At 64.8% G+C, this 24,043-nt stretch carries 21 protein-coding genes; 5 read left to right on the top strand and 16 right to left on the bottom strand.

Annotation, left to right across the window (positions count from 1 at the left end):
• Positions 1-25: 25 nt before the first annotated feature.
• From sthA to OH686_RS21405, 3 genes are all read right to left on the bottom strand, one after another.
• Positions 26-1,420 carry a Si-specific NAD(P)(+) transhydrogenase gene (sthA, locus tag OH686_RS21415; protein WP_137971796.1) on the bottom strand — a complete coding sequence of 465 codons (1,395 nt, stop codon included), beginning with the start codon at positions 1,418-1,420 and terminating at the stop codon, positions 26-28.
• A gap of 163 nt (positions 1,421-1,583) precedes the next feature.
• Complete coding sequence (locus tag OH686_RS21410) at positions 1,584-2,600, bottom strand: FAD:protein FMN transferase (RefSeq protein ID WP_289535089.1); 1,017 nt, start codon at positions 2,598-2,600, stop codon at positions 1,584-1,586.
• Positions 2,601-2,687: 87 nt separating this feature from the next.
• Positions 2,688-4,139, bottom strand: a complete 1,452-nt coding sequence (locus tag OH686_RS21405) for a glyceraldehyde-3-phosphate dehydrogenase (protein WP_289535087.1) — start codon at positions 4,137-4,139, stop codon at positions 2,688-2,690.
• A 152-nt stretch (positions 4,140-4,291) separates the two neighbouring features.
• Between OH686_RS21405 and mfd the strand changes: the two genes are divergently transcribed.
• On the top strand, positions 4,292-7,732 hold the full coding sequence (mfd, locus tag OH686_RS21400) for a transcription-repair coupling factor (RefSeq protein WP_289535085.1): 3,441 nt from the start codon (positions 4,292-4,294) through the stop codon (positions 7,730-7,732).
• A gap of 13 nt (positions 7,733-7,745) precedes the next feature.
• A complete protein-coding gene (locus tag OH686_RS21395) occupies positions 7,746-8,270 on the top strand; it encodes a CsiV family protein (protein WP_289535084.1) in 525 nt (174 codons plus the stop codon).
• Positions 8,271-8,331: 61 nt separating this feature from the next.
• Here OH686_RS21395 and OH686_RS21390 read toward each other — a convergent pair whose 3' ends face one another.
• The 4 genes from OH686_RS21390 to OH686_RS21375 are packed head-to-tail and all read right to left on the bottom strand — an operon-like array spanning position 8,332 to position 11,376.
• Complete coding sequence (locus OH686_RS21390; RefSeq protein WP_289535082.1) at positions 8,332-9,069, bottom strand: S-methyl-5'-thioinosine phosphorylase; 738 nt, start codon at positions 9,067-9,069, stop codon at positions 8,332-8,334.
• Positions 9,070-9,083: 14 nt separating this feature from the next.
• The gene (gene nagZ, locus OH686_RS21385) at positions 9,084-10,067 is read right to left on the bottom strand and encodes a beta-N-acetylhexosaminidase (protein WP_289539111.1); all 984 of its coding nucleotides are present in this window, start codon (positions 10,065-10,067) and stop codon (positions 9,084-9,086) included.
• 36 nt (positions 10,068-10,103) lie between these two features.
• Positions 10,104-10,628 carry a L,D-transpeptidase gene (locus OH686_RS21380; RefSeq protein WP_289535081.1) on the bottom strand — a complete coding sequence of 175 codons (525 nt, stop codon included), beginning with the start codon at positions 10,626-10,628 and terminating at the stop codon, positions 10,104-10,106.
• Between the two features lie 40 nt (positions 10,629-10,668).
• Positions 10,669-11,376: a TetR/AcrR family transcriptional regulator gene (locus OH686_RS21375; protein WP_137971790.1), complete on the bottom strand. Its 708-nt coding sequence runs from the start codon at positions 11,374-11,376 to the stop codon at positions 10,669-10,671.
• Positions 11,377-11,619: 243 nt separating this feature from the next.
• Here OH686_RS21375 and lexA point away from each other — a divergent pair, with 243 nt between their 5' ends.
• The gene (gene lexA / locus OH686_RS21370) at positions 11,620-12,231 is read left to right on the top strand and encodes a transcriptional repressor LexA (RefSeq protein ID WP_289535080.1); all 612 of its coding nucleotides are present in this window, start codon (positions 11,620-11,622) and stop codon (positions 12,229-12,231) included.
• Between the two features lie 16 nt (positions 12,232-12,247).
• Positions 12,248-12,718: an SOS-induced cell division inhibitor SulA gene (sulA, locus tag OH686_RS21365; protein WP_289535078.1), complete on the top strand. Its 471-nt coding sequence runs from the start codon at positions 12,248-12,250 to the stop codon at positions 12,716-12,718.
• Positions 12,719-12,782: 64 nt separating this feature from the next.
• Here sulA and OH686_RS21360 read toward each other — a convergent pair whose 3' ends face one another.
• The 7 genes from OH686_RS21360 to OH686_RS21330 form a co-directional block, all read right to left on the bottom strand.
• Positions 12,783-13,016, bottom strand: coding sequence for a hypothetical protein (locus OH686_RS21360; RefSeq protein WP_137971787.1), 234 nt, complete (start codon positions 13,014-13,016; stop codon positions 12,783-12,785).
• A 57-nt stretch (positions 13,017-13,073) separates the two neighbouring features.
• Entirely contained in the window at positions 13,074-13,592 is a 519-nt protein-coding gene (locus OH686_RS21355; protein ID WP_289535077.1) for a DUF6586 family protein, read from the bottom strand.
• Between the two features lie 81 nt (positions 13,593-13,673).
• A complete protein-coding gene (topA, locus tag OH686_RS21350) occupies positions 13,674-16,283 on the bottom strand; it encodes a type I DNA topoisomerase (protein ID WP_289535076.1) in 2,610 nt (869 codons plus the stop codon).
• 89 nt (positions 16,284-16,372) lie between these two features.
• Positions 16,373-16,627: a DUF1653 domain-containing protein gene (locus tag OH686_RS21345; RefSeq protein ID WP_289535075.1), complete on the bottom strand. Its 255-nt coding sequence runs from the start codon at positions 16,625-16,627 to the stop codon at positions 16,373-16,375.
• A gap of 64 nt (positions 16,628-16,691) precedes the next feature.
• Positions 16,692-17,867, bottom strand: a complete 1,176-nt coding sequence (gene fadA, locus OH686_RS21340; protein ID WP_137971783.1) for an acetyl-CoA C-acyltransferase FadA — start codon at positions 17,865-17,867, stop codon at positions 16,692-16,694.
• A gap of 30 nt (positions 17,868-17,897) precedes the next feature.
• Positions 17,898-20,045 carry a fatty acid oxidation complex subunit alpha FadB gene (fadB, locus tag OH686_RS21335; protein WP_289535074.1) on the bottom strand — a complete coding sequence of 716 codons (2,148 nt, stop codon included), beginning with the start codon at positions 20,043-20,045 and terminating at the stop codon, positions 17,898-17,900.
• Positions 20,046-20,392: 347 nt separating this feature from the next.
• A complete protein-coding gene (locus OH686_RS21330; protein ID WP_289535073.1) occupies positions 20,393-20,830 on the bottom strand; it encodes a hypothetical protein in 438 nt (145 codons plus the stop codon).
• Between the two features lie 83 nt (positions 20,831-20,913).
• Between OH686_RS21330 and OH686_RS21325 the strand changes: the two genes are divergently transcribed.
• On the top strand, positions 20,914-21,357 hold the full coding sequence (locus OH686_RS21325; RefSeq protein ID WP_289535071.1) for a universal stress protein: 444 nt from the start codon (positions 20,914-20,916) through the stop codon (positions 21,355-21,357).
• A gap of 29 nt (positions 21,358-21,386) precedes the next feature.
• Here OH686_RS21325 and OH686_RS21320 read toward each other — a convergent pair whose 3' ends face one another.
• On the bottom strand, positions 21,387-22,073 hold the full coding sequence (locus tag OH686_RS21320; RefSeq protein ID WP_137971779.1) for a DUF6901 family protein: 687 nt from the start codon (positions 22,071-22,073) through the stop codon (positions 21,387-21,389).
• A gap of 20 nt (positions 22,074-22,093) precedes the next feature.
• The gene (locus tag OH686_RS21315; protein WP_289535069.1) at positions 22,094-24,010 is read right to left on the bottom strand and encodes an ATP-binding cassette domain-containing protein; all 1,917 of its coding nucleotides are present in this window, start codon (positions 24,008-24,010) and stop codon (positions 22,094-22,096) included.
• Between the last annotated feature and the right edge of the window lie 33 nt (positions 24,011-24,043).

Genomic DNA, 24,043 nt, shown 5'->3' with positions numbered 1-24,043 from the left:
GGCTCAGGCCACCGGTCGGAGCCGCTCAGAAAAGCCGGTTGAGACCGTCGAACGCCGCCACCCGATAGGCCTCGGCCATGGTCGGGTAGTTGAAGGTGGTGTTGACGAAGTACTTGATACTGTTCGCCTCGCCCTTCTGGTTCATGATCGCCTGGCCGATGTGCACGATCTCCGAGGCCTGGTAGCCGAAGCAGTGCACGCCGAGGATCTCCAGGGTCTCGCGGTGGAATAGGATCTTCAGCATGCCCACCGGCTCGTGGGAGATCTGCGCCCGCGCCATGCCCTTGAAGAAGGCCTTGCCAACCTCGTAGGGAATCTTGGCCTGGGTCAGCTCCTTCTCGTTCTTGCCGATCGAGCTGATCTCCGGAATGGTGTAGATGCCGGTCGGCACGTCGTCGACGAAGCGCCAGCTGTCGTTCTCCACCGCGCTGCCGGCGGCCGACCGGCCTTGGTCGTAGGCGGCACTGGCCAGGCTCGGCCAGCCGATCACGTCACCGGCGGCGAAGATGTTGCTGATCTGCGTGCGGTACTGCTGGTCGACCTCGATCTGGCCGCGGCTGTTGACCTTGATGCCAATGTTCTCCAGGCCCAGCCGGTCGGTGTTGCCGGTACGGCCGTTGCACCACAGCAGGCAGTCGGCCTTGATCTTCTTGCCCGACTTGAGGTGCAGGATCACACCGTTCTCCAGGCCCTCGATGCGCTCGTACTCTTCGTTGTGGCGAATCAGCACGTTATTGGTGCGCAGGTGATAGCTGAGCGCGTCGGAGATCTCGTCATCCAGGAAACTAAGCAACTGGTCGCGGTTGTCGATCAGGTCGACCAGCACGCCCAGGCCGCTGAAGATCGAGGCGTACTCGGAGCCGATCACGCCGGCGCCGTAGATGATGATGCGGCGCGGGGTGTGGGTCAGGCTGAGGATGGTGTCGCTGTCATAGATGCGCGGGTGGTGGAAGTCCACGTCCGCCGGGCGATAGGGACGCGAGCCGGTGGCGATGACCACCTGCTTGGCCACCAGTTTCTCGACCACGCCGCTGGGGCAGACCACTTCCACGGTCTGCTCGTCGGCGAAGCTGGCGGTGCCGAAGAACACGTCGATGCGGTTGCGCGCGTAATAGCTGGTGCGCGAGGCGACCTGCTTGGAAATGACCCGCTCGGCGCTCTTCAGCACGTCGGGGAAGGAGAACCAGCGCGGCTCGCCGATCTGGCGGAACAGCGGGTTGGTGTTGTACTGCATGATCTGCCGCACCGAGTGGCGCAGCGCCTTGGACGGGATGGTGCCGAGGTGGGTGCAGTTGCCGCCTACCAGCGGGCGGTTGTCGACCACCGCCACCTTGCGCCCGGCCTTGGCCGCGTTCATTGCCGCGCCCTCGCCCGCCGGACCGGAACCCAGCACCACCACGTCGTAGTTGTAGACCGCCATGCTTACTCCTCATCGCGCACCGGGCCACTCGATAGAGATCGGCAAGGCCCGGATCGACCGCGCCCCCATGGCCGCGGCTCTCGAAACTCTTCACACAGCTTAGCCGTGCAATTTTGCCCGGCACATTAGCGCTTGGTCGCGGCGTAGGCGAGCTTTCTCTCCACTACATGCCCGCGCCAGGCGCCTGCGGGTCGCCGAAGCGGCGCACGAAAGCCGTGCTCGCCTGGGTGACGAAGCGCTCACCGGCGCGCCGGATAAACAGCGCGGCGACGCCCTCGCGCTCGGCGTAGGCCATGCCCGCCTCGGGCCCCAGCACCATCAGGGCGGTCGACAGGCCATCGGCGCGCAGCGCCGAGGCATCCACCACGCTGACCGAGGCCAGGTCGTGGCTGACCGGCCGCCCCGTGCGCGGGTCGAAGGTATGCGAATAACGCTGGCCGCCGGCCTCGAAGTAATTGCGGTAATCACCGGAGGTGGACACGCCAAGACCATCCAGAGCCAGGCGCAACTGCTCCTCGCGGCTCTCGTCGCGCGGAGCCTCGATGGCCACCGTCCAGGGCGAGCCGTCCGGCTTGCGCCCGACCGCCTTGAGCTCGCCGGTGACCTCCAGCAGGAAGCTGCGCACGCCCAGCTCGCTCAGGCGCGCGGCGATGTGATCCACCGCGTAGCCGGCGGCGATGGCGTCGAGATCGAGACGCACGGCGGCGTCCTTGCACAGCCTCCGGCCGTCGATGCGCAGATGACGCTGGCCGATGGCGGGTAGCACCGCGGCGATTTCCTCGGCGGCCGGCACGCGCCGGCCGCGCGATTGCGCGCCGAAGCCCCAGAGGTCCATCAGCGGCTGCACGGAGAGATCGAAGGCCCCCTCGCTGCCGGCGGACAGCTGGGCGCCGAAGCTCACCAGCTGCAGCACCGACTCGGGCATGGCCATGCAGGCCCCCGCCGGCAACTGGTTGAAGCGCGACAGGTCGGAGTCCGCGCGCCAGGACGACATCTGCCGGTCGATCTCGGCCAGCAGGCCTTCCACCTCGGCCTGCAGACGCTCGCGCGGCGGCACGCCTTCGGCTTGCACGTACTTCAGCGAGTAATGGCTGCCCATGGTCGGCCCGCCGAACTCCTGCAGCGCGTCACCACAGCCGCTCAGCAGCAGGATCAGGAACAGCGCGGAGAATCTGGCCACGAGGAAATTCCGTTGCAGTCAGGCGCAAGCCTAGGCACAGAAAACGAAAACGGGAGCCGAAGCTCCCGTTTGCGTATTGCCCTGCGCTTAGCGCGGGAAGGCCGGCGGGTTGACCCCAGCCATCTCTTCCATCACGCGAACCACCTGGCAGCTGTAGCCGAACTCGTTGTCGTACCACACGTACAGCACGACGCGGTTGTCGTTGCAGATGGTGGCTTCGGCATCGACCACACCGGCGTGGCGCGAGCCGACGAAGTCGGTGGACACCACTTCCTGGGACTGGACGAAGTCTATCTGCTTCTGCAGGTCCGAGTGCATGGCCATCTGGCGCAGGTACTCGTTGATCTCTTCGCGGGTGGTGGCCTTCTCCAGGTTCAGGTTAAGGATGGCCATCGAAACGTTCGGCGTCGGTACGCGAATGGCATTGCCGGTCAGCTTGCCCTTCAGGGCCGGCAGGGCCTTGGCAGCGGCAGTGGCGGCACCGGTCTCGGTGATCACCATGTTCAGCGGGGCGCTGCGGCCACGGCGATCGCCCTTGTGGAAGTTGTCGATCAGGTTCTGGTCGTTGGTGTACGAGTGAACGGTTTCGACGTGGCCGTTGACGATGCCGTACTGATCGTTGACGGCCTTCAGCACCGGCACGATGGCGTTGGTGGTGCAGGAAGCGGCCGAGATGATCTTGTCGTCAGCGGTGATTTCGCTGTGGTTGATGCCGTGCACGATGTTCTTCAGCGCGCCCTTGCCCGGTGCGGTCAGCACCACGCGGTCGACACCCGGGCAGGCCAGGTGCTGGCCCAGGCCATCGGCATCGCGCCATACGCCGGTGTTGTCGACCAGCAGGGCGTTCTTGATGCCGTACTGGGTATAGTCGACTTCGGTCGGCGACTTGGCGTAGATCACCTGGATCAGGTTGCCGTTGGCGGTCAGGGTGTTGTTTTCCTCGTCGATGGTGATGGTGCCATCGAACTTGCCGTGTACCGAGTCGCGACGCAGCAGGCTGGCGCGCTTGACCAGGTCATTGCTGGAACCCTTGCGCACGACAATGGCGCGCAGACGCAGGCCGTCGCCACCACCGGTTTTCTCGATCAGGATGCGCGCCAGCAGGCGGCCGATGCGGCCGAAACCGTACAGAACCACGTCGGTGCCTTCGCGGGCAGCGCCGTTCTGCTTGCCGACCACGTCGGCCAGCTCGTCCTTGACGAACTGCTCGACGGCGCGGCCGTTGCCTTCGGTCTTGAACTTGCTGGCCATCTTGCCCAGGTCCACGGAGGCGGCGCCCAGCTTGAGCTCGCTCATGGCCTTGAGAATCGGGAAGGTATCGTGAACCGACAGCTCGCTGCCTTCGTCAGCCAGGCGGTGACGGGCGAAGCGATGGGCTTTGAGAATGTCGATCACCGAACGGTTGATCAGACCACGGCCGTAGATCGAGGTCACCACGCTGTTGTTGCGGTAGAGCTGACCGATCATAGGAATCATCGCTTCTGCGAGGGCTTCACGATCAATCCACTCACCGAGACACTGGTCGGGCTTCTGGGTCACGGGCAATTACCTTCCACATGTAGGGGCTGAAAAAAGGGGCTACATTATGACGGCGCCCACTGCACTGAGCAATGTGCGCCCGTCGTAACTGACAGTAGATACCTCCGCTCGTTACAATCGCCCCCTTCTTTTCGCCTGGGGCCGTGACACCCGTGTCCGTACTGCACTTGCCGAAACTGCCGGGCGCCGCCGGCAAACAGCACTGGGGCAACCTGCCCGGGGCCGCGCTGAGCCTGGCCGTGGCCGAGGCCGCCAGCGCCGCCAAGCGCTTCACCCTGCTGCTGACCGCCGACAGCCAGAGCGCCGAGCGCCTGCAGGAAGAGCTGGCGTTCTTTGCCCCGGACCTGCCGGTGCTGCACTTCCCGGACTGGGAAACCCTGCCCTACGACGTGTTCTCGCCGCACCAGGACATCATTTCCCAGCGCATCGCCACCCTCTACCGCCTGCCGGAGATCAAGCACGGCGTGCTGGTGGTGCCGATCGCTACCGCCCTGCACCGCCTGGCGCCGACCCGCTTCCTGCTCGGCTCCGGCCTGCTGCTGGACGTCGGCCAGAAGCTCGATGTGGAAGAGATGCGCGCCCGCCTGGAAGCTGCCGGCTACCGCTGCGTGGACACCGTCTACGAACATGGCGAGTTCGCCGTGCGCGGCGCGCTGATCGACCTGTTCCCCATGGGCAGCGACACGCCCTACCGCATCGACCTGTTCGACGACGAGATCGAGACCCTGCGCACCTTCGACCCGGAGACTCAGCGCTCGGTGGACAAGGTGGAGTCGATCCGCCTGCTGCCGGCCCGCGAGTTCCCGCTGGAGAAGAAGGCCGTCACCGACTTCCGCGGGCGCTTCCGCGAGCGCTTCGACGTCGACTTCCGCCGCTGCCCGATCTACCAGGACCTGGCCTCCGGCATCACCCCGGCCGGCATCGAGTACTACCTGCCACTGTTCTTCGAGGAAACCGGCACCCTGTTCGACTACCTGCCGGGCGACACCCAGGTGTTCTCCCTGCCGGGCATCGAGCAGGCCGCCGAGCAGTTCTGGCTTGATGCGCGCAACCGCTACGAGGACCGCCGCGTCGACCCCGAGCGCCCGCTGCTGCCGCCGGCCGACATCTTCCTGCCGGTAGAAGACTGCTTCGCCCGCCTGAAGAACTGGCCGCGCGTAGTAGTTAGCCAGGAAGACGTGGAAGTCGGCGTCGGCCGCGAGCGCTTCGACGCCCGGCCCCTGCCGGACCTGGCCATCCAGGCCAAGGCGAGCGAGCCGCTGGCCGCGCTGCGCCGCTTTATCGAGGAATACCCGGGCCGCGTGCTGTTCAGCGCCGAGTCCGCCGGCCGCCGCGAAGTGCTGCTGGAACTGCTGGCGCGGCTCAAGCTCAAGCCCATCGAAGTGGCCGGCTGGAAGGAGTTCACTGACAGCCGCGAGCGCCTGGCCATCTGCATCGCCCCGCTGGACGAGGGCCTGCTGCTCGACCAGATAGCCCTGGTCGCCGAGAGCCCGCTGTTCGGCCAACGGGTGATGCAGCGCCGCCGCCGCGAGAAATCGCGCGATGGTGGCGACAATGTGATCAAGAACCTCACCGAGCTGCGCGAAGGCGCGCCGGTGGTGCATATCGACCACGGCGTCGGCCGCTACCTGGGCCTGGTGACCATGGAGTTCGACGGCCAGGCCGCCGAGTTCCTCGCCCTGATGTACGCCGAGGAAGCCAAGCTCTACGTGCCGGTGGCCAGCCTGCACCTGATCGCCCGCTACACCGGCAGCGACGACGCCCTGGCGCCGCTGCACCGCCTGGGCTCGGAGACCTGGCAGAAGGCCAAGCGCAAGGCCGCCGAGCAAGTGCGCGACGTCGCCGCCGAACTGCTCGACATCTACGCCCGCCGCGCCGCCCGCGAAGGCTATGCGTTCAAGGACCCGGCCGCCGACTACGCCACCTTCAGCGCCGGCTTCCCCTTCGAGGAGACCCCGGACCAGCAGGCCGCCATCGACGCGGTGCGCGAGGACATGCTGGCGGCCAAGCCGATGGATCGCCTGGTCTGCGGCGACGTCGGCTTTGGCAAGACCGAGGTGGCCATGCGCGCGGCCTTTATCGCCGTGCACAGCGGGCGCCAGGTCGCGGTGCTGGTGCCGACCACCCTGCTCGCCCAGCAGCACTACAACAGCTTCCGCGACCGCTTCGCCGACTGGCCGGTAACGGTCGAGGTGATGAGCCGCTTCAAGAGCGCCAAGGAAGTCAACGAGGCGGTGGCCAAGCTGGCCGAGGGCAAGATCGACATCGTCATCGGCACCCACAAGCTGCTACAGGACGATGTGCGCTTCAAGGACCTGGGGCTGTGCATCATCGACGAGGAACACCGCTTCGGCGTGCGCCAGAAGGAGCAGCTCAAGGCCCTGCGCAGCGAGGTGGATATCCTCACCCTCACTGCCACACCGATCCCGCGCACACTGAACATGGCGGTATCGGGCATGCGCGACCTGTCGATCATTGCCACCCCGCCGGCGCGCCGGCTGTCGGTGCGCACCTTCGTCATGGAGCAGCACGATTCGGTGATCAAGGAGGCGCTGCTGCGCGAACTGCTGCGCGGCGGCCAGGTGTACTACCTGCACAACGACGTGAAGACCATCGAGAAGTGCGCCGCCGACCTGGCCGCACTGGTTCCGGAAGCGCGCATCGGCATCGGTCACGGGCAGATGCACGAGCGCGATCTGGAACGGGTGATGAGCGACTTCTACCACAAGCGCTTCAACGTGCTGGTGGCCTCGACCATCATCGAGACAGGCATCGACGTGCCCAGCGCCAACACCATCCTCATCGAGCGCGCCGACAAGTTCGGCCTGGCCCAGCTGCACCAGTTGCGTGGCCGGGTCGGCCGTAGCCACCACCAGGCCTACGCCTACCTGCTGACCCCTCCGCGCAAGCAGATGACCGAAGACGCGCAAAAGCGCCTGGAAGCCATCGCCAATGCCCAGGACCTGGGCGCCGGCTTTGTCCTGGCCACCCATGACCTGGAAATCCGCGGCGCCGGCGAGCTGCTCGGCGACGGCCAGAGCGGGCAGATCCAGGCGGTCGGCTTCACTCTCTACATGGAGATGCTCGAACGCGCGGTGAAGGCCATTCGCAAGGGCGAGCAACCGAATCTGGAGCAGCCGCTGGGCGGTGGCCCGGAGGTCAACCTGCGGGTGCCGGCGCTGATCCCCGACGACTACCTGCCGGACGTGCACAGCCGCCTGATCCTCTACAAGCGCATCGCCTCGGCCGCCGACGAGGACGGCCTGAAAGAGCTGCAGGTGGAGATGATCGACCGCTTCGGCCTGCTGCCGGAGGCGACCAAGAACCTGATGCGCCTGACCCTGCTCAAGCTGCAGGCAGAGAAGCTCGGCATCAAGAAGATCGACGCCGGTCCCCAGGGCGGGCGCATCGAGTTCGCCGGCGACACCAGCGTCGACCCGCTGGTGCTGATCAAGCTGATCCAGAGCGCCCCGGCCCGCTACAAGTTCGAGGGTGCCACCCAGTTCAAACTCCAGGTGCCGATGGAGCGCCCGGAGGAACGTTTCAATACCCTGGAGGCGCTGCTGGAGCGCCTCGCCCCGCAATCCGCCTGAAAGGACTGACTCAATGCGCGCGTTTCGCCACCTCACCCTGCTGCTCTGCCTGCTGGCCCCCCAGGCCTTCGCCGACGGCCTGTTCCAGATCGAAGTGCTGGTCTTCCGCCAGGGCGGCGAAGCCCTCTCTTCCAGCCAGCCGGCGCCGGACGACTGGGCCGTGGGCGCCGCGCCCATCGCCGGCAACGAGCGCGGCACCGCGCTGAACGACGAGGCTGCCAAGCTCAACCCCGGCAATGGGTACGAAGTGCTGCTGCACCAGGCCTGGGCGCAGAACCTGGCGGCCGTGCCGAGCAAGTCCGCGCTGAGCACCGGCAACGAGCAGTTCGGCCACTTCCCGGTAGAAGGCGTGGTGTCCTTGAGCGAACAGCAGCGCCTGATCGACCTGGAGGCGGACTTCTGGATCAACCGTTTCGATACCGACGGCCTGCTCAGCGGCAGCGAGCGCGTACGGCAGAAGACCCGCCTCAAGCTGGGCGAGCTGACCTACCTGGACAACGGCAGCCTGGGCGTACTGGTGAAAGTCACCCAGCCCTGATTGTCAGCGCTGAATGAAAAAGCCCCGCGATGCGGGGCTTTTTTGTTTCTGGCCTCCAGGCTCAGGCGCTCAGCACCTGCCCCAGCACCGCGCGTACCTTGTCGATGCCACGGGCCAGCTCCGCCTCGATCTCTGCCATGGTGATGATGCCGCTGGACTTGCCCGCCGCCGGGTTCACCACCAGCGCCAGGCAGGCGTAGGGCAGTTCCAGCTCGCGAGCCAGGGCGGCTTCGGGCATGCCGGTCATGCCGACGATGTCGCAGCCATCGCGCTCCATGCGAGCGATCTCCGCCACGGTCTCCAGGCGCGGGCCCTGGGTGGCGCCGTACACACCGTGGCTGCTGTGCGGGTAGCCGCACGCCTGCAGCGCGGCGATCAGCCGGCCGCGCAGCGCCTCGTCGTAGGGGTAGCTGAAGTCGATATGGGTGACGTGGTCGATCTCACCCTCGAAGAAGGTGTGCGCCCTGCCCCAGGTGTAATCGATGATCTGGTGCGCCACGCACAGGTGACCGCTGCCCATGGCCGGGTGAATGCCACCCACCGCGTTGACCGCCAGGATCGCCTCGGCGCCGGCCTGTTTGAGCGCCCACAGGTTGGCGCGATAGTTCACCTGGTGCGGCGGAATGCGATGCGGATGGCCGTGGCGCGCGAGGAACAGCACCTCATGGCCGGCGTATTCGCCGCTCAGCACCGGCGCCGAAGGGGCACCGTAGGGCGTATCGATGTTCTGCGCCTGCTTTAGAGTCAGGCCTTCCAGCTGGGTGAGGCCGGTGCCGCCGATGATGGCGTAGGTGGTCATGGTGCTTCCTTAAATCAATCGATCAGCTGCGCCGCGCGCAGGGCGGCAATGGCCTGCAGCCAGCGCGGCTGCTCACGGTAATCTGTGCGAGCGAAGCCGCGGCCGCGCATGCGCGCCAGCCCCTTGGGCGGCTGCACATTGAGGCGCTGCAGGGCGCCGAGGGCCAGCTCGGCGGAGCCGCGGTCGTTGCACACCAGGCCCATGTCGCAGCCGGCATTCAGCGCCGCCTCGATGCGGCTGGCGGCGTTGCCCACCACATGGGCGCCGGCCATGGACAGGTCGTCGCTGAAGATCACCCCAGCGAAGCCCAGCTCGCCGCGCAGGATCTCCTGCAGCCAGCGCCGCGAGAAACCGGCCGGGCCGGCGTCCACCTGCGGGTAGATGACATGGGCAGGCATCACCGCCGCCAGCTGCTGGCTCAGGCGCTGGAACGGGATCAGGTCCCTGGCACGAATCTCGTCCAGGCTGCGCTCATCCACCGGGATGGCCACGTGGGAGTCGGCCTCGGCCCAGCCGTGACCGGGGAAATGCTTGCCGGTGGCGGCCATGCCCGCCGCATCCATGCCGCGGATGAAAGCACCGGCCAGGCGAGTCGCCAGCTCGGCGTCGCCCTCGAAGCTGCGGCTGCCGACCACGGCGCTGCGCTGGTGGTCCAGGTCCAGCACCGGGGCGAAGCTGAGATCCAGGCCCACGGCCAGCACCTCGGTGGCCATCAGCCAACCGCAGTGCTCGGCCAGCTGCTCGGCGTCGTCGTTGTCGGCCAAAGCACGCATGGCCGGCAGACGCACGAAACCGTTGCGCAGGCGCTGCACGCGGCCGCCTTCCTGGTCCACCGCCAGCAGCAGGTCCGGACGCACGGCGCGGATGGAGGCGCACAGCTCGCGCACCTGGCGCGGGTCTTCGATGTTGCGGGCGAACAGGATCAGGCCACCGACTTCCGGCTGGCGCAGGATTCGGCGGTCTTCAGCGGTCAGCCAAGTGCCCTGGATGTCCAGCATCAGGGAGCCGTAGAGAGGTGTAGTCACGAAGAGTCCTTAACAGAGTTCGGCGGTCGCCCACTCGGGGCGCGGCGCCTCGTCGATCAGCACCGCGCAGTGCGGCGGTACACGGGGAAAGAGATCCAGCAGGTCGGCGTTGCGCAGGCGCACGCAGCCGTGGGAAAGCGGCACGCCCATGGGCTGGGTATCCGGCGTGCCATGCAGGTAGATGTAGCGGCGGAAGGTATCGACCTTGCCCAGGCGATTGATGCCCGGTTCACAGCCGCTGAGCCAGAGGATGCGGGTGAGAATCCAGTCGCGGCCTGGGAACTGCGCATCCAGCGCCTCGGACCAGACCTCGCCGGTCCAGCGCCGCCCACGCAGTACCGCGCCGAGCGGCAGGCCGTCACCGATCTTCGCCCGCACCTGATGGCGACCTCGCGGCGTGCAGTTGGAACCACTCTGCTCACCGGCACCATTCAGCGCGGTGGATACGGGCAGGCGCACGATCAGCTGCCCATCGGCGAAGCCGTACAGGCGCTGATCGGCAATGGAGATATGCAGGAAATCGAGCGGGCGCATGGGCCGCTAGCTTAGCCCATCGGCCTGCCCTGGCACAGGGTCAGACGGCCTTGGCGGTGACCGGCGACTTGGTTCTCGGCTTGAATTGGGCGGTGGCCAACGTCTCGTCATTCAGCCCGCTCTCGGCACGCATGCCGGCGGCTAGGAACGGCACCATCAGACGCATCACCTGCTCGATCGAGGTATCCACGCCGAAGTCGTTCTCGGCGATGGCGCGCAGGGCCTTGATACCAGACATGCTGAATGCCGCGGCGCCAAGCATGAAGTGCACGCGCCAGAAGATCTCCAGCGGCGGCAGCTTGGGCGCCACCTCGTTGAGCAGCAGCATGTAGCGGCGGAAGACCTTGCCGTACACCTCTTCCAGATACTTGCGCAGGTGACCCTGGCTCTGGCTGAAGGCCAGGCCAAGCAGGCGCATGAAGATGGACAGGTCGTTGCCACTGCGCGGCTTCACCGCCAGGGCCTGCTCCACCAGCATCTCCAACAGCTCTTCGAGGCTGGCCTTGGCATCCGGCTTGGCCAGGCGACGATCCAGCTCACGCTCGAGACTGATGCAGAACGGCCCGAGGAAGCGTGAGAACACTGCCTGGATCAGCGCCTTCTTGGAGCCGAAGTGATAGTTGACCGCCGCCAGGTTGACCCCGGCCTTGCTGGTAATCAGGCGCAGAGAAGTCTCGGCGAAGCCCTTTTCCGCGAACAGCTGCTCGGCAGCATCCAAAATGCGCTCAACAGTTTCTGATTGAGCCATGACATCCCCACCTGACAAACACTTGTTTGAAACATACGTTTCAGGCTGGCGCCCTGTCAAGTCTGACAAGACCTTTCATGGCTGCTCGGTCACGTATTTAACCATAGGTGAAATAAGGAAAAGCCAGAGCCGCTCCGCTGGACGGCAGAAATGGCCATTTCACCCTCGAAACGACACAGGGGTTGCCAGCACCGAATCACTGTATATAATCACAGCAACTGTATAAACAGACAGACCGCCAGCATGCTCAAACTGACGCCGCGCCAATCCGAAATCCTCGCCTTCATCAAACGCTGCCTGGAAGACAACGGCTATCCGCCAACCCGCGCGGAGATCGCTCAGGAACTGGGCTTCAAGTCGCCCAACGCCGCCGAGGAGCATCTTAAGGCCCTGGCCCGTAAGGGTGCGATCGAGATGACTCCTGGGGCGTCCCGCGGCATTCGCATCCCCGGCTTCGAGCCGGCAGCTGCCGAAGAAGAAGGCCTGCCGGTAATCGGCCGGGTCGCCGCCGGCGCGCCGGTTCTGGCTCAGCAGAACGTCGAAGACTCCTGCAAGATCAATCCGGAGTTCTTCCACCCCAAGGCCGACTATCTGCTGCGCGTACGTGGCATGAGCATGAAGGATATCGGCATCCTCGATGGCGACCTGCTGGCCGTGCACACCACCCGCGAGGCCCGCAACGGCCAGATCGTGGTGGCCCGCATCGATGACGAGGTGACCGTCAAGCGCTTCCAGCGCAATGGCAGCAAGGTCCTGCTGATCGCCGAAAACCCGGAGTTCGCCCCGATCGAGGTGAACCTGGAAGAGCAGGACCTGGTGATCGAAGGTTTGAGTGTCGGCGTCATTCGCCGCTGAGCATTAGGAGAGCTTCATGCAGTTCCCACAGTCGCTGAATCGTTCGCAACTTCCGCTGTTTGAAGCCTTCCTCGGCAATCCACTGACGCCGCTGCTCGACGATGTCGTAGAAAACCCCTGGCTCGACGAACCCGAGCCGTTCAGCGAGCTGCGCCTGTCAGGCTCGCTCGGCAACTGCCGCCATCTGCTGGGGCCGGTGCTGCGCGAGCTCAGCCTGAATCAGGATGCTCGCTGGCTGACCCTGATCGCCCCGCCCGCCTCCCTCACCACGGCTTGGCTGCGCAGCGTCGGCCTCAACCTGGATCGCCTGCTGGTACTGCAACCCAGCACCGGCCAGGAGGCTTTGGATCTTGCTCGCGAAGCACTGCGCCTGGGCCGCAGCCACACCGTAGTGAGCTGGATCGGCCTGCAGCCCAATCAGCGGGCGAGCCTGACCAGCGCCGCACGCCTGGGCAGCGCACAGAGTCTGAATATTCGTCTGGATTAAGGGTTACAGGAGGCGCAGACGGATAGCGCCTTCGAATCAAGCGCCCCTCGCGGGCGCCCGACAATCAATGCAGCACGCGCGGCTGCTCATCCTGCTCGATCTCACCTTCGGCCAGTCGGCCGGCCATCTGCACGCCGACATTGAGCATGGCCTTGGCCACCTCGACATGATGACCCTGCAGGAAGGCCTTGGCATCCGCCGAGAAGTCCAGGGTCACCAGCACTTCCTCATCCTCGGCACGGCGCAGAATGATGCGGCCGTCGGGCAGTTCGACAATTTCGAGGAAGGAAGTGGGCATAACATCGATCTCCTAGCGGGCTGTCAGTGTAACAGCCCTGACTTGCCGGCCCTAGCCTCAGCACTCGCTGAGCGACTCGCGGTAACGCAGCACCAGTTGCTTGAGCTGCTGCCGCCAGCTCTCCAACTCGTCACGGCTCAGGGGGGCAACTTCTTCCTCGACACTGACCGCTGCGATCAATGGCAAGGTCGGATCGACCTTGGCGGTTTTCGGCGCCTGCGGTGGCAGGAACAGCGCGGCGTAGGCGGCCAGTAGGCGGGCGAGCCAGCTTTCCGGCTGCTGGGCAATCTCCACCATTTCCGCCAGCTCGGGAGTCGGAGAAGACTGCAGCACCGCCTGGTTCAGCAGCAGCTCCACACGCGGAGCATTGGCCTCGGCCAGCTTGTAGTAGCCGGCAACCTCATGGCACAGGCCGAGCACCGCTCCGTACAGGTGGAACAGCGCAGCCTCGCGTTCGGCATGGACCAGCGCCTGGGCATTCGCTGCCTCACCGGCTTCGGCCTTGCGCAGACTATCCAGGGCCAGACCGGCGAAGAATATCTTCTGATTGGTACGGGTATAGAGTTCGTGGGCCATGACAATGCCTCGCAAGCGGTGTTGCTGATACTCGGAGATGGGTAGCCGGCGCCCTCACCGGGGCGCGCGACTGCAACGCGATCAGCGCTTGTCTTCCACCTTCCACTTGCCGCCGTCGAAGAAGGCGCGCCAGCCGGTGGGCTTGCCGTCCACCTCGCTCTGCACATACTGCTCCTTGGTCTTGCGGCTGTAGCGGATCACCGCCGGACGGCCTTCCGGATCCTTCTGCGGCGCCTCCAGCAGGAAGTGGTACTTGGGATCGATCTCGTCCTTGTGCGGCACCAGCTCCAGCACCAGCGGCGCGCGGGTCTCGCGGTTCTTGGGGAAACCGCTGGCGGCGAGGAACAGGCCCGAGGCGCCATCACGCAGCACGTAGGTGTCGTCGACCTTCTCGCACTTGAGCTCGGGCATCTTCACCGCATCCATCTTCGGCGGCGCCGCCTCGCCGCTCTTCAGCAGCTTGCGGGTGTTCTTGCAGCTGGGATTGGTGCAACCGAAGAACTTGCCGAAACGACCGGTCTTCAGCTGCATCTCGCTGCCGCACTTGTCGCACTCCAGGCTCGGGCCTTCGTACCCCTTGATGCGGTATTGGCCCTGCTCGATCTCGTAGCCGGTGCAATCCGGGTTGTTGCCGCAGATGTGCAGCTTGCGGGTCTCGTCCAGCAGGTAGGCATCCATCGCCGTGGCGCAGATCGGGCAGCGGTGCTTGTTCAGCAGCACGCGCGACTCGGACTCGCCCTCGTCGTCCGCGGCGATCTCGTCGCCCGGGATCAGGTTGATGGTGGCCTTGCAGCGCTCTTTCGGTGGCAGGGCGTAGCCCGAGCAACCGAGGAACACGCCCGTGGAGGCGGTGCGGATCATCATCGGCCGGCCGCAATCGCGGCAGGCGATATCAGTGGGGGTCGGCTGGTTGGCGCGCATGCCCTTGTCAGCCTCGCCGGCCACTTCCAGCTTCTTCTTGAAGTCGCCGTAGAACTCGTCGAGCAGATGCTTCCAGTCGCGCTCGCCCTGGGCCACATCGTCCAGATGCTCTTCCATGGCGGCGGTGAAGCCGTAGTCCATCAGGTTGGCGAAGCTCTCGTCGAGGCGCTCGGTGACGATGTCACCCATCTTCTCGGCGTAGAAACGGCGGTTCTGCACCGCCACATAGCCACGCTCCTGGATGGTGGAGATGATCGCCGCGTAGGTGGACGGACGACCGATGCCACGCTTCTCCAGCTCCTTGACCAGGCTGGCTTCGGAGAAGCGTGCCGGCGGCTTGGTGAAGTGCTGGCTGGGGTCGAGCTTCAGCAGCTTGAGCGCCTCGCCCTCCTTCATCTCCGGCAGCACGTCGTCATCGCCCGGCTTGCCCTGCTGCGGCAGCACCTTGGTGTAGCCGTCGAACTTGAGGATGCGACCCTTGGCGCGCAGCTCGAAGCCGCCGGCAGCCACGCTGACGCTGGTGGACAGGTATTCGGCCGGCGGCATCTGGCAGGCCACGAACTGGCGCCAGATCAGCTCGTACAGGCGCTCGGCGTCACGCTCCATGCCGGACAGCTGGGTCGGGCGCAGGTTGACATCGGACGGGCGGATCGCCTCGTGCGCCTCCTGGGCGCCCTCCTTGCTCGAATAGAAATTCGGCTTGGCCGGCAGGTACTTCTTGCTGAACTCGCTGTCGATGAAGCCGCGCACCATGTCGATGGCGTCGTTTGACAGGTTGGTCGAGTCGGTACGCATATAGGTGATATAGCCCGCCTCGTAGAGACGCTGGGCCATCATCATGGTCTTCTTCACGCCGAAGCCGAGGCGATTGCTCGCCGCCTGCTGCAGAGTGGAAGTAATGAACGGAGCGGTCGGCTTGCTCGAGGTCGGCTTGTCCTCGCGCTTGACCACGCTGTAGCTGGAGTCCTTGAGCTTGGCCAGGGCGGCCATGGCCTGGGCCTCGTTGAGCGGCTTGAAGGCCTCGCCGTTCTCGCGGACCACCTCGAAGCGCACCTTGTCGTTCTTGGCGGTGCCAAGGTCGGCGTGGACTTCCCAGTACTCTTCCGGGACGAAGGCGCGGATTTCCTTCTCGCGCTCTACCACCAGTTTCACCGCCACCGACTGCACACGACCGGCGGACAGGCCGCGGGCGATCTTGGCCCACAGCAGCGGCGAGACCATGTAACCCACCACGCGATCGAGGAAGCGGCGCGCCTGCTGGGCGTTGACGCGGTTGATGTCGAGCTCGCCGGGCTGGGAGAAGGCCTCCTGGATGGCCTTCTTGGTGATCTCGTTGAACACCACGCGCTTGTAGCGGCTGTCGTCGCCGCCGATGGCTTCGCGCAGGTGCCAGGCAATGGCCTCCCCCTCGCGATCCAAGTCGGTTGCGAGATAGATGGTGTCGGCGTCCTTGGCCAGGCGGCGCAATTCCTCGATCACCTTTTCCTTGCCGGGCAGGATCTCGTACTTGGCCTTCCAGCCATGCTCCGGATCGACGCCCATGCGCGAGAACAGCTGACGCTTGGCCTTCTCCTTGGGCGACAGGGCCGGCGCCTCGGCTGCAGCGGCCTTGCCGCGCTTGACCGGCTCTTTGCTGGCGCTGGCGGAACCGCTGGTGGGCAGGTCACGAATATGGCCGATGCTCGACTTCACCACGTACTGGTTGCCCAGGTACTTGTTGATGGTCTTGGCCTTGGCCGGGGATTCCACGATGACCAGCGATTTGCCCATGGATTGGAGAATTCCTGAAACTAAAAAGGAAGAATAAGAGGCGGGAGCCTATAAAGGCACCGCTATATATAGTGGCTGTCGACTCGCGGTCAAGCGCGAGTCCCAGCGGAGTCCTGTCCGATCACTGCCGGTTCGGCCTCGATCAGAGCAAAGCGCGGGACCGTCTCGCCGTCCAGTTCGACCGTGCCGCAGAACATCTCCAGCGGCCTCACCCACAGGCCGTACTCGCCGTAGAGCGCCTGGTAAATCACCAGCCACTCCTCGGTTTCCGAGTGCCGCGCGGTGCCAAATACACGGTACTGCGGCCCCTTGTAGTGACGATAGAGCCCTGGTTGCAGCTGCATGAACACCCCTCCTGAAAAAACAAAAACCGGGGCACAGGGCCCCGGTCTTCGCATCTGCGAGCGCTTAGACGCGTTCGAAGATGGTGGTGATGCCCTGGCCGAGACCCACGCACATGGTGGACACGCCCAGAGTACCGCCGTTCTGCTTCATCACGTTCAGCAGGGTGCCGGAGATACGCGCACCGGAGCAGCCGAACGGGTGACCCAGGGCGATGGCGCCGCCGTGCAGGTTGACCTTCTGCTCCATCTTGTCGAGGAGTTTCAGGTCCTTCAGCACCGGCAGAGCCTGGGCGGCGAAGGCTTCGTTCAGCTCGACGAAGTCGATGTCATCCATGCTCAGGCCGGCACGCTTGAGTGCCTTCTGAGTGGACGGCACCGGGCCGTAGCCCATGATCGCCGGATCGACACCGGCCACGGCCATGGCGCGAACCACGGCCATCGGCTGGATGCCCAGGTCCTGGGCGCGCTGGGCGCTCATGACGATCATGCAGGAAGCGCCGTCGGTGATCTGCGAGGAAGTACCCGCAGTCACGGTGCCGCCTTTCGGGTTGAACGCCGGCTTCAGGGCGGCCAGGCTCTCGATGGTGGTCTCCGGACGAATGGTTTCGTCGAAGTCGAACACCTTGAGGAAGCCGTTCTCGTCGTAGCCTTGCATCGGGATGATCTCATCCTTGAACTTGCCTTCGACGGTGGCTTTGTGCGCCAGACGGTGAGAACGCTCACCGAAGGCGTCCTGCTGCTCGCGGCTGATGCCGTGCATCTTGCCCAGCATTTCGGCGGTCAGACCCATCATGCCCGAGGCCTTGGCGGCGTACAGGGACAGGTGCGGGTTCGGATCGACGCCGTGCATCATGCCGACATGGCCCATGTGCTCCACACCGCCGACGACGAACACGTCGCCGTTGCCGGTCTGGATCGCCTGCACGGCGGTGTGCAGGGCGCTCATGGAGGAACCACACAGGCGGCTGACGGTCTGGCCGGCAGAGGTGTGCGGGATCTGGGTCATCAGCGACGCCATGCGCGCGATGTTCCAGCCCTGCTCCAGGGTCTGGTTTACGCAGCCCCAGATCACGTCTTCCACTTCGGCTGGGTCCAGCTTGGTGTTGCGCGCCAGGACGCCGCTGATCAGGTGTGCCGACATGGTCTCGGCACGGGTGTTGCGGTGCATGCCGCCCTTGGAACGACCCATCGGGGTACGACCGAAGTCGACAATGACCGCGTCTCTCGGATTCAGGCTCATATTTCTACTCTCGCTCTGTTCGCTGCGCGATTAACCGAAGAACTTCTGGCCCTTGGCGGCCATTTCACGAAGCTTGGCGGTCGGGTGGTACAGGCCGCCCAGGTCGGCATACTTGTCGGCCAGGGCGACGAACTCGGCGACACCGATGGAATCGATGTAACGCAGAGCACCACCGCGGAAGGGAGGGAAGCCGATACCGTAGATCAGGCCCATATCGGCCTCAGCTGCGGTCTCGACGATGCCGTCTTCCAGGCAACGAACGGTTTCCAGGCACAGCGGGATCATCATGAAGTTGATGATGTCTTCGTCGGTCAGCTCGCGCTGCTCCTTGACGATCGACTTCAGCAGCTCGTAGGCGACCGGGTCGGAGACTTTCTTCGGCTTGCCGCGCTTGTCGGTCTCGTAGGCGTAGAAGCCCTTGCCGTTCTTCTGACCCAGACGATTGGCGTCGTACATCACGTCGACGGCGGTCTTGCCTTCAACGGCCATGCGGTCCGGGAAGCCTTCGGCCATCACGTCACGGCCGTGGTGGCCGGTGTCGATGCCGACGACGTCGGAGAGGTAAGCCGGGCCCATGGGCCAGCCGAACTTCTCCATGACCTTGTCGATGCGCACGAAGTCGACACCGAATTCCAGCAGCTTGGAGAAGCCGCCGAAGTACGGGAACAGTACGCGGTTGACCAGGAAGCCCGGGCAGTCGTTGACCACGATCGGGTTCTTGCCCATCTTCTTGGCGTAAGCCACGGTGGTGGCAACGGCCACGTCGCTGGACTTCTCGCCACGGATCACTTCCACCAGCGGCATCATGTGCACCGGGTTGAAGAAGTGCATGCCGACGAAGTTTTCCGGACGCTTCAGGGCCTTGGCCAGCAGGTTGATCGAGATGGTCGAAGTGTTGGAAGCCAGGATGGCATCTTCACGCACCACGCCTTCCACTTCGGCCAGAACGATCTGCTTGACCTTCGGGTTCTCGACCACGGCTTCGACGACGATGTCGACGTTGCCGAAATCACCGTAGGACATGGTCGGGCGAATGGCGTTGAGGGCTTCGGCCATCTTGGCCGGAGTCATGCGGCCTTTCTCGACACGCTTGCCGAGCAGCTTGGAGGCCTCGTTCAGACCCATCTGGATACCCTCTTCACGGATATCCTTCATCAGGATCGGAGTGCCTTTGGAAGCCGACTGGTAGGCGATGCCGCCGCCCATGATGCCGGCGCCGAGTACGGCAGCCAGTTTCACGTCGCGAGCGATCTCGTCGTGCTGCTTGGCCTTCTTCTTCAGCTCCTGGTCATTCAGGAACAGACCGACCAGGCTCTCGGCAACCGAGGTCTTGGCCAGCTTGACGAAGCCGGCGGCTTCCACTTCCAGGGCCTTGTCGCGACCGAAGTTGGCGGCCTTCTGGATGGTCTTGATGGCTTCGACCGGAGCCGGGTAGTTCGGGCCGGCCTGGCCTGCAACGAAACCTTTGGCGGTTTCGAAGGCCATCATCTGCTCGATGGCGTTGAGCTTGATCTTTTCCAGCTTGGGCTGACGCTTGGCCTTGTAGTCCAGCTCGCCGGAGATGGCGCGCTTGACCAGGTCCAGAGCGGCGTCCTTGAGCTTGGCGGGAGCGACAACGGCATCGACCGCGCCCACTTTCAGCGCGTCGGCGGCCTTGCTTTCCTTACCGGAAGCGATCCACTCGATGGCGTTGTCGGTACCGATCACGCGCGGCAGACGCACGGTGCCGCCGAAGCCCGGGTAGATGCCCAGTTTAACTTCCGGCAGGCCGATCTTGGCGCTCTCGGAGGCGACACGGTAGTCACCGGCCAGGCACATTTCGAAACCGCCGCCCAGGGCGATGCCGTTGATGGCGATGACGGTCGGAACGGCCAGGTCTTCGAAATCACTGAAGATCTTGTTGGCTTCGAGGTTGCCGGCAACCAGCTCTTCGTCGGGCAGCTTGAAGTTGTCGACGAATTCGGTGATGTCGGCGCCGACGATGAACACGTCTTTGCCGCTGGTGACGATTACGCCCTTGATCGAACCGTCGGCCTTGATGGCGTCGACCGACTGGCGCAGCTCGCTCAGGGTCAGACGGTTGAACTTGTTAACGGACTCACCCTTGAGGTCGAAATTCAATTCGACGATGCCGCCCTCAAGAGCCTTAACCGTGATGGCTTTACCTTCGTAAATCATCAACTGATCTCCACGGTATGGAAGCTGAACTGTACACGTCGGAGCTAACCTGCCTGGGGCACCCGCGGCACAGGCCGTCGAGCATAGTCCCAATCGGTGCAGCACACCCACCAACGCGATAATCGGGCTGTAAAGGCGCTGCCACCGAGGGCAGAGCGCTCAATTCATACGCCCGTTTGATTTGGGTGGGCGTACATTCAGTGAAAACCCGGCAATTGTCAATTGCCCGTCGCAGGCGCCCCGAATGGGTGCAACGTCACAGAATGACCGAAGATGGGAACATTGCTCAGAAAAGCCACCGCAACCCATGCGCCAGAGCGGTTGGTGCGAGTAAGCGGCCGGTGGAATCAGGCTACCGCCGCCAGCACTTCGGCGACCCGCCGCAGCTCCTCTTCGCCGCCGCGCTCCCCCCAGTACAGCGCCACCATCTGCGGCCCGGCCTCGACCTTGTAGACATCGGCCGGCAGGCCTTGCAGACGCTCGAGCATGACCGCATCGCTACAGGGCTCGCGCCACTGGTTGCACCACTGCCCCGGTGCAACCTGCCAGTACAGCCAGCTGTCAGCGCGGCCGGCGCGGCGAGCGCGATGATATTGCGCGCAGCTGCCCGGCGGCGAGCCCGCCAGCCAGTGCGGCCAGTCCTGCTGGCTGAGCTGCATGCCCAAGCCCAGGCGCCGTGCAGCCAGGCGCAGCTCCATCTGGCCGCGCTGGCGCGGCGAGGGACGCAGCCACACCAGCGGACTGAGCGCCGCACCAACGAGTAAAAGCACGATCCACCAGGTCATATCTGTCACTTGCAAGGAAAGCCTGTGTTATGAAGTGAGCAAAGCCATACTGCAAGCATGACCACTCAGTGGAGGAGACTCAGATGCCCTACCAGCACATCCTGATCGCCGTCGACCTGACCGAGGAATGCCATCCGGTAGCCGAACGGGCCTTAGCCATCGCTGCCGGCGGCGCAGCCAGGGCCTCTCTGGTCCATGTCGTCGAGCCGATGGCCATGGCCTTCGGCGGCGACGTGCCGATGGACCTGTCGATGCTCCAGCAGCAGCAGTTCGACCAGGCCCGCGAACGCCTGCAGAGCTTCGCCGGCCGCTACCCGCAACTGGGAGAAGAACAGCGCCACCTGACCTATGGCCAGCCACGCCAGGAGATTCACCGCCTGGCCGAGGAACAGGGTTGCGATCTGATCGTGGTCGGCAGCCATGGCCGCCATGGCCTAGCCCTGCTGCTCGGCTCCACCGCCAATGACGTGCTGCACGGTGCGCCGTGCGACGTCCTGGCGGTGCGCCTGAAGAAACCCAAGGAGTAAACCGAGGGCCCGGCGACGGGCCCCGTCACTTATTCCTGGCCGTCGCCCGCGCTCATCACCAGCGGGCGAATCTTCTGCAGCTGGGTCTCCATGGACACGGTCAGGCTCGACGACATGGAGAAGAAGGTAAGGAAGGCCTTGAGGTTGGAATCACCCTCGCAGACGTCGAGGATGCGCTGCCAGAACGCCTGATTGACCAGCTGCAGCTGCTGGAACTGCTTGACCAGCCCTTTCAGCTCCCAGTCCGGACGGCGCCCTTCGCGGAAGTTGAAGTACTGCCGGGTCAGGTACAGCGAAATGGTGCGCAGGATGAACTCCTGGCTGCTGGCGAACGGCAGGTGGTTTTGTGCCATCGGCTTCAGCCGGCCGAGCACCGGACAGGCGCTGGTGGCCATGATCACGCCGAGCAGCGAACGCAGGCCCTCTTCCAGGCCAACCTGCTTGTTGTACTCACGCTCGGGGGTACGCACCCACACCTGCGCCTTCTTGACCGCCGGCAGGCCCTGGAAGTCCTCGATCACCTTGTGCAGGTCGACCGCCGCCGGGCAACGGCTGAATTCGTCTTTCTTCAGTGGGCAGTTGCTGCACTGATTGTGTTCGAGGCGCGTCCACTTCGGCGTCGCCTCGGCACCCTGGGGATCGTACTGACGGTCCAGCTCTATCCTGTAGCTGAACTGATGGTTGTCATCCAGGGTGATGCGGTACTCAATCGCCATGCATGTCTCCGACAGGCTTCTCAGGCTTCCAGTTCGGCCCAACGCTCCAGCAGTTGGTCCAGTTCTTCTTGTAGGCGTTGCAGGCGTTCCAGGGCGGCGCCGGTGATGGCCGGGGCCTGCTGATAGAAGGCCGGTTCGGCGATCTGTGCCTGCAGTTGTGCCAGCTGGACCTCCAGGGCGTCGATCTGCCCGGGGATGGCTTCCAGCTCACGCTGCAGCTTGTAGCTGAGCTTCTTCGCGGCGGCCGGAGCCGCCTCTTTCACTGTCTCTTTCACCGGCGCAGCGGGTGCCACTGCGCTCAGTTCCGCTTTGCCCGACCTGCTTTCGCCAACGCCCAGCAGGCGTGGCGAGCCGCCCTGGCGCAACCAGTCCTGATAGCCGCCGACATACTCGCGCACCCCGCCCTCGCCCTCGAAGACCAGCGTGCTGGTCACCACGTTGTCGAGGAAGGCCCGGTCGTGGCTAACCATCAGCACGGTGCCGGGGAAATTCAGCAGGACCTCTTCGAGCAGCTCGAGGGTTTCCACGTCCAGGTCGTTGGTCGGTTCGTCCAGCACCAGCAGATTGGCCGGCTTGCTGAACAGCTTAGCCAGCAACAGGCGCGCCCTCTCCCCGCCGGACAATGCCTTGACCGGCGTGCGGGCACGCTGCGGACTGAACAGGAAATCCCCGAGATAGCTCAGCACGTGACGGCTCTGGCCATCGATGGTGATGAAGTCGCGCCCCTCTGCGACGTTGTCGATTACCGTCTTTTCCGGTTCCAGCTGATGACGCAGCTGATCGAAATACGCCACCTCCAACTTGGTCCCTGCCACTATCGTGCCACTATTTGGCTGCAGATCGCCAAGCAGCAGTTTGAGCAGGGTGGTCTTGCCGGTGCCATTGGCCCCGAGCAGGCCGATGCGGTCGCCGCGTTGCAGCACCAGCGAGCAGTCGCTGATCAGCGCAGGTCCCCCTGCGTGCGCAAAACTGACATTTTCCGCCACTATCACCTGCTTGCCGGATTTCTCCGCCGCATCCAGCTGGATGCTCGCCTTGCCCTGGCGCTCGCGGCGCTCGCTGCGCTCCTGGCGCATGGCCTTGAGCGCACGCACGCGGCCTTCGTTGCGAGTACGACGGGCCTTGATGCCCTGGCGAATCCACACTTCTTCCTGGGCCAGACGCTTGTCGAACAGCGCGTTGGCCGTCTCCTCGGCGGCCAACTGCTGCTCCTTGTGCACCAGGAAGCTGGCGTAGTCGCCGTTCCAGTCGATCAGACCGCCGCGGTCCAGCTCGAGGATGCGGGTAGCCAGGTTCTGCAGGAAGGAGCGGTCGTGGGTGATGAACAGCACGGCGCCGCCGAAGTCCTTCAGCGCCTCTTCCAGCCAGGCGATGGCGCCAATGTCCAGGTGGTTGGTCGGTTCGTCGAGCAGCAGCAGGTCCGGCTCGGAGACCAGCGCCTGGGCCAGCAGCACGCGGCGGCGCCAGCCACCGGAGAGCTCGGCCAGGGTCTTATCGGCCGGCAGCTGCAGACGGCTCAGGGTGCTGTCCACCAGCTGCTGCAGGCGCCAGCCGTCCTTCGCTTCCAGCTCCTGCTGCACGTGCATCAGCTGGTTGAGGTCTTCGTCGTTGTGGATGTTCTGGCTCAGGTGGTGATAACGGGCGAGCAGCTCGCCCACGCCGGCCAGCCCCTCGGCGACCACGTCGAACACGGTCCGCTCGTCGGCACGCGGCAGTTCCTGTGGCAGTTCACCGATCTTCAGCGCCGGCGCGCGCCAGATCTCGCCGTCGTCGGGCATTTGATCGCCCTTGACCAGGCGCAGCATGCTCGATTTGCCGGTGCCATTGCGGCCGATGATGCACACCCGCTCCCCCCGGGCGATCTGCCAGGACACATTGTCCAGCAGGGGCATGGCGCCGTAGGCCAGGGAAACTTCGGAAAACTTGAGCAGGGTCATGACTACTACCTTGGAAAACAGGCGCGCATTCTA

The organism is Pseudomonas sp. SO81 (genome assembly GCF_030374125.1).
Classification (GTDB): Bacteria; Pseudomonadota; Gammaproteobacteria; order Pseudomonadales; family Pseudomonadaceae; genus Aquipseudomonas.
Note: the sequence above shows the minus strand (reverse complement) of the source record. Positions and strands in the feature narration are given on the sequence as shown.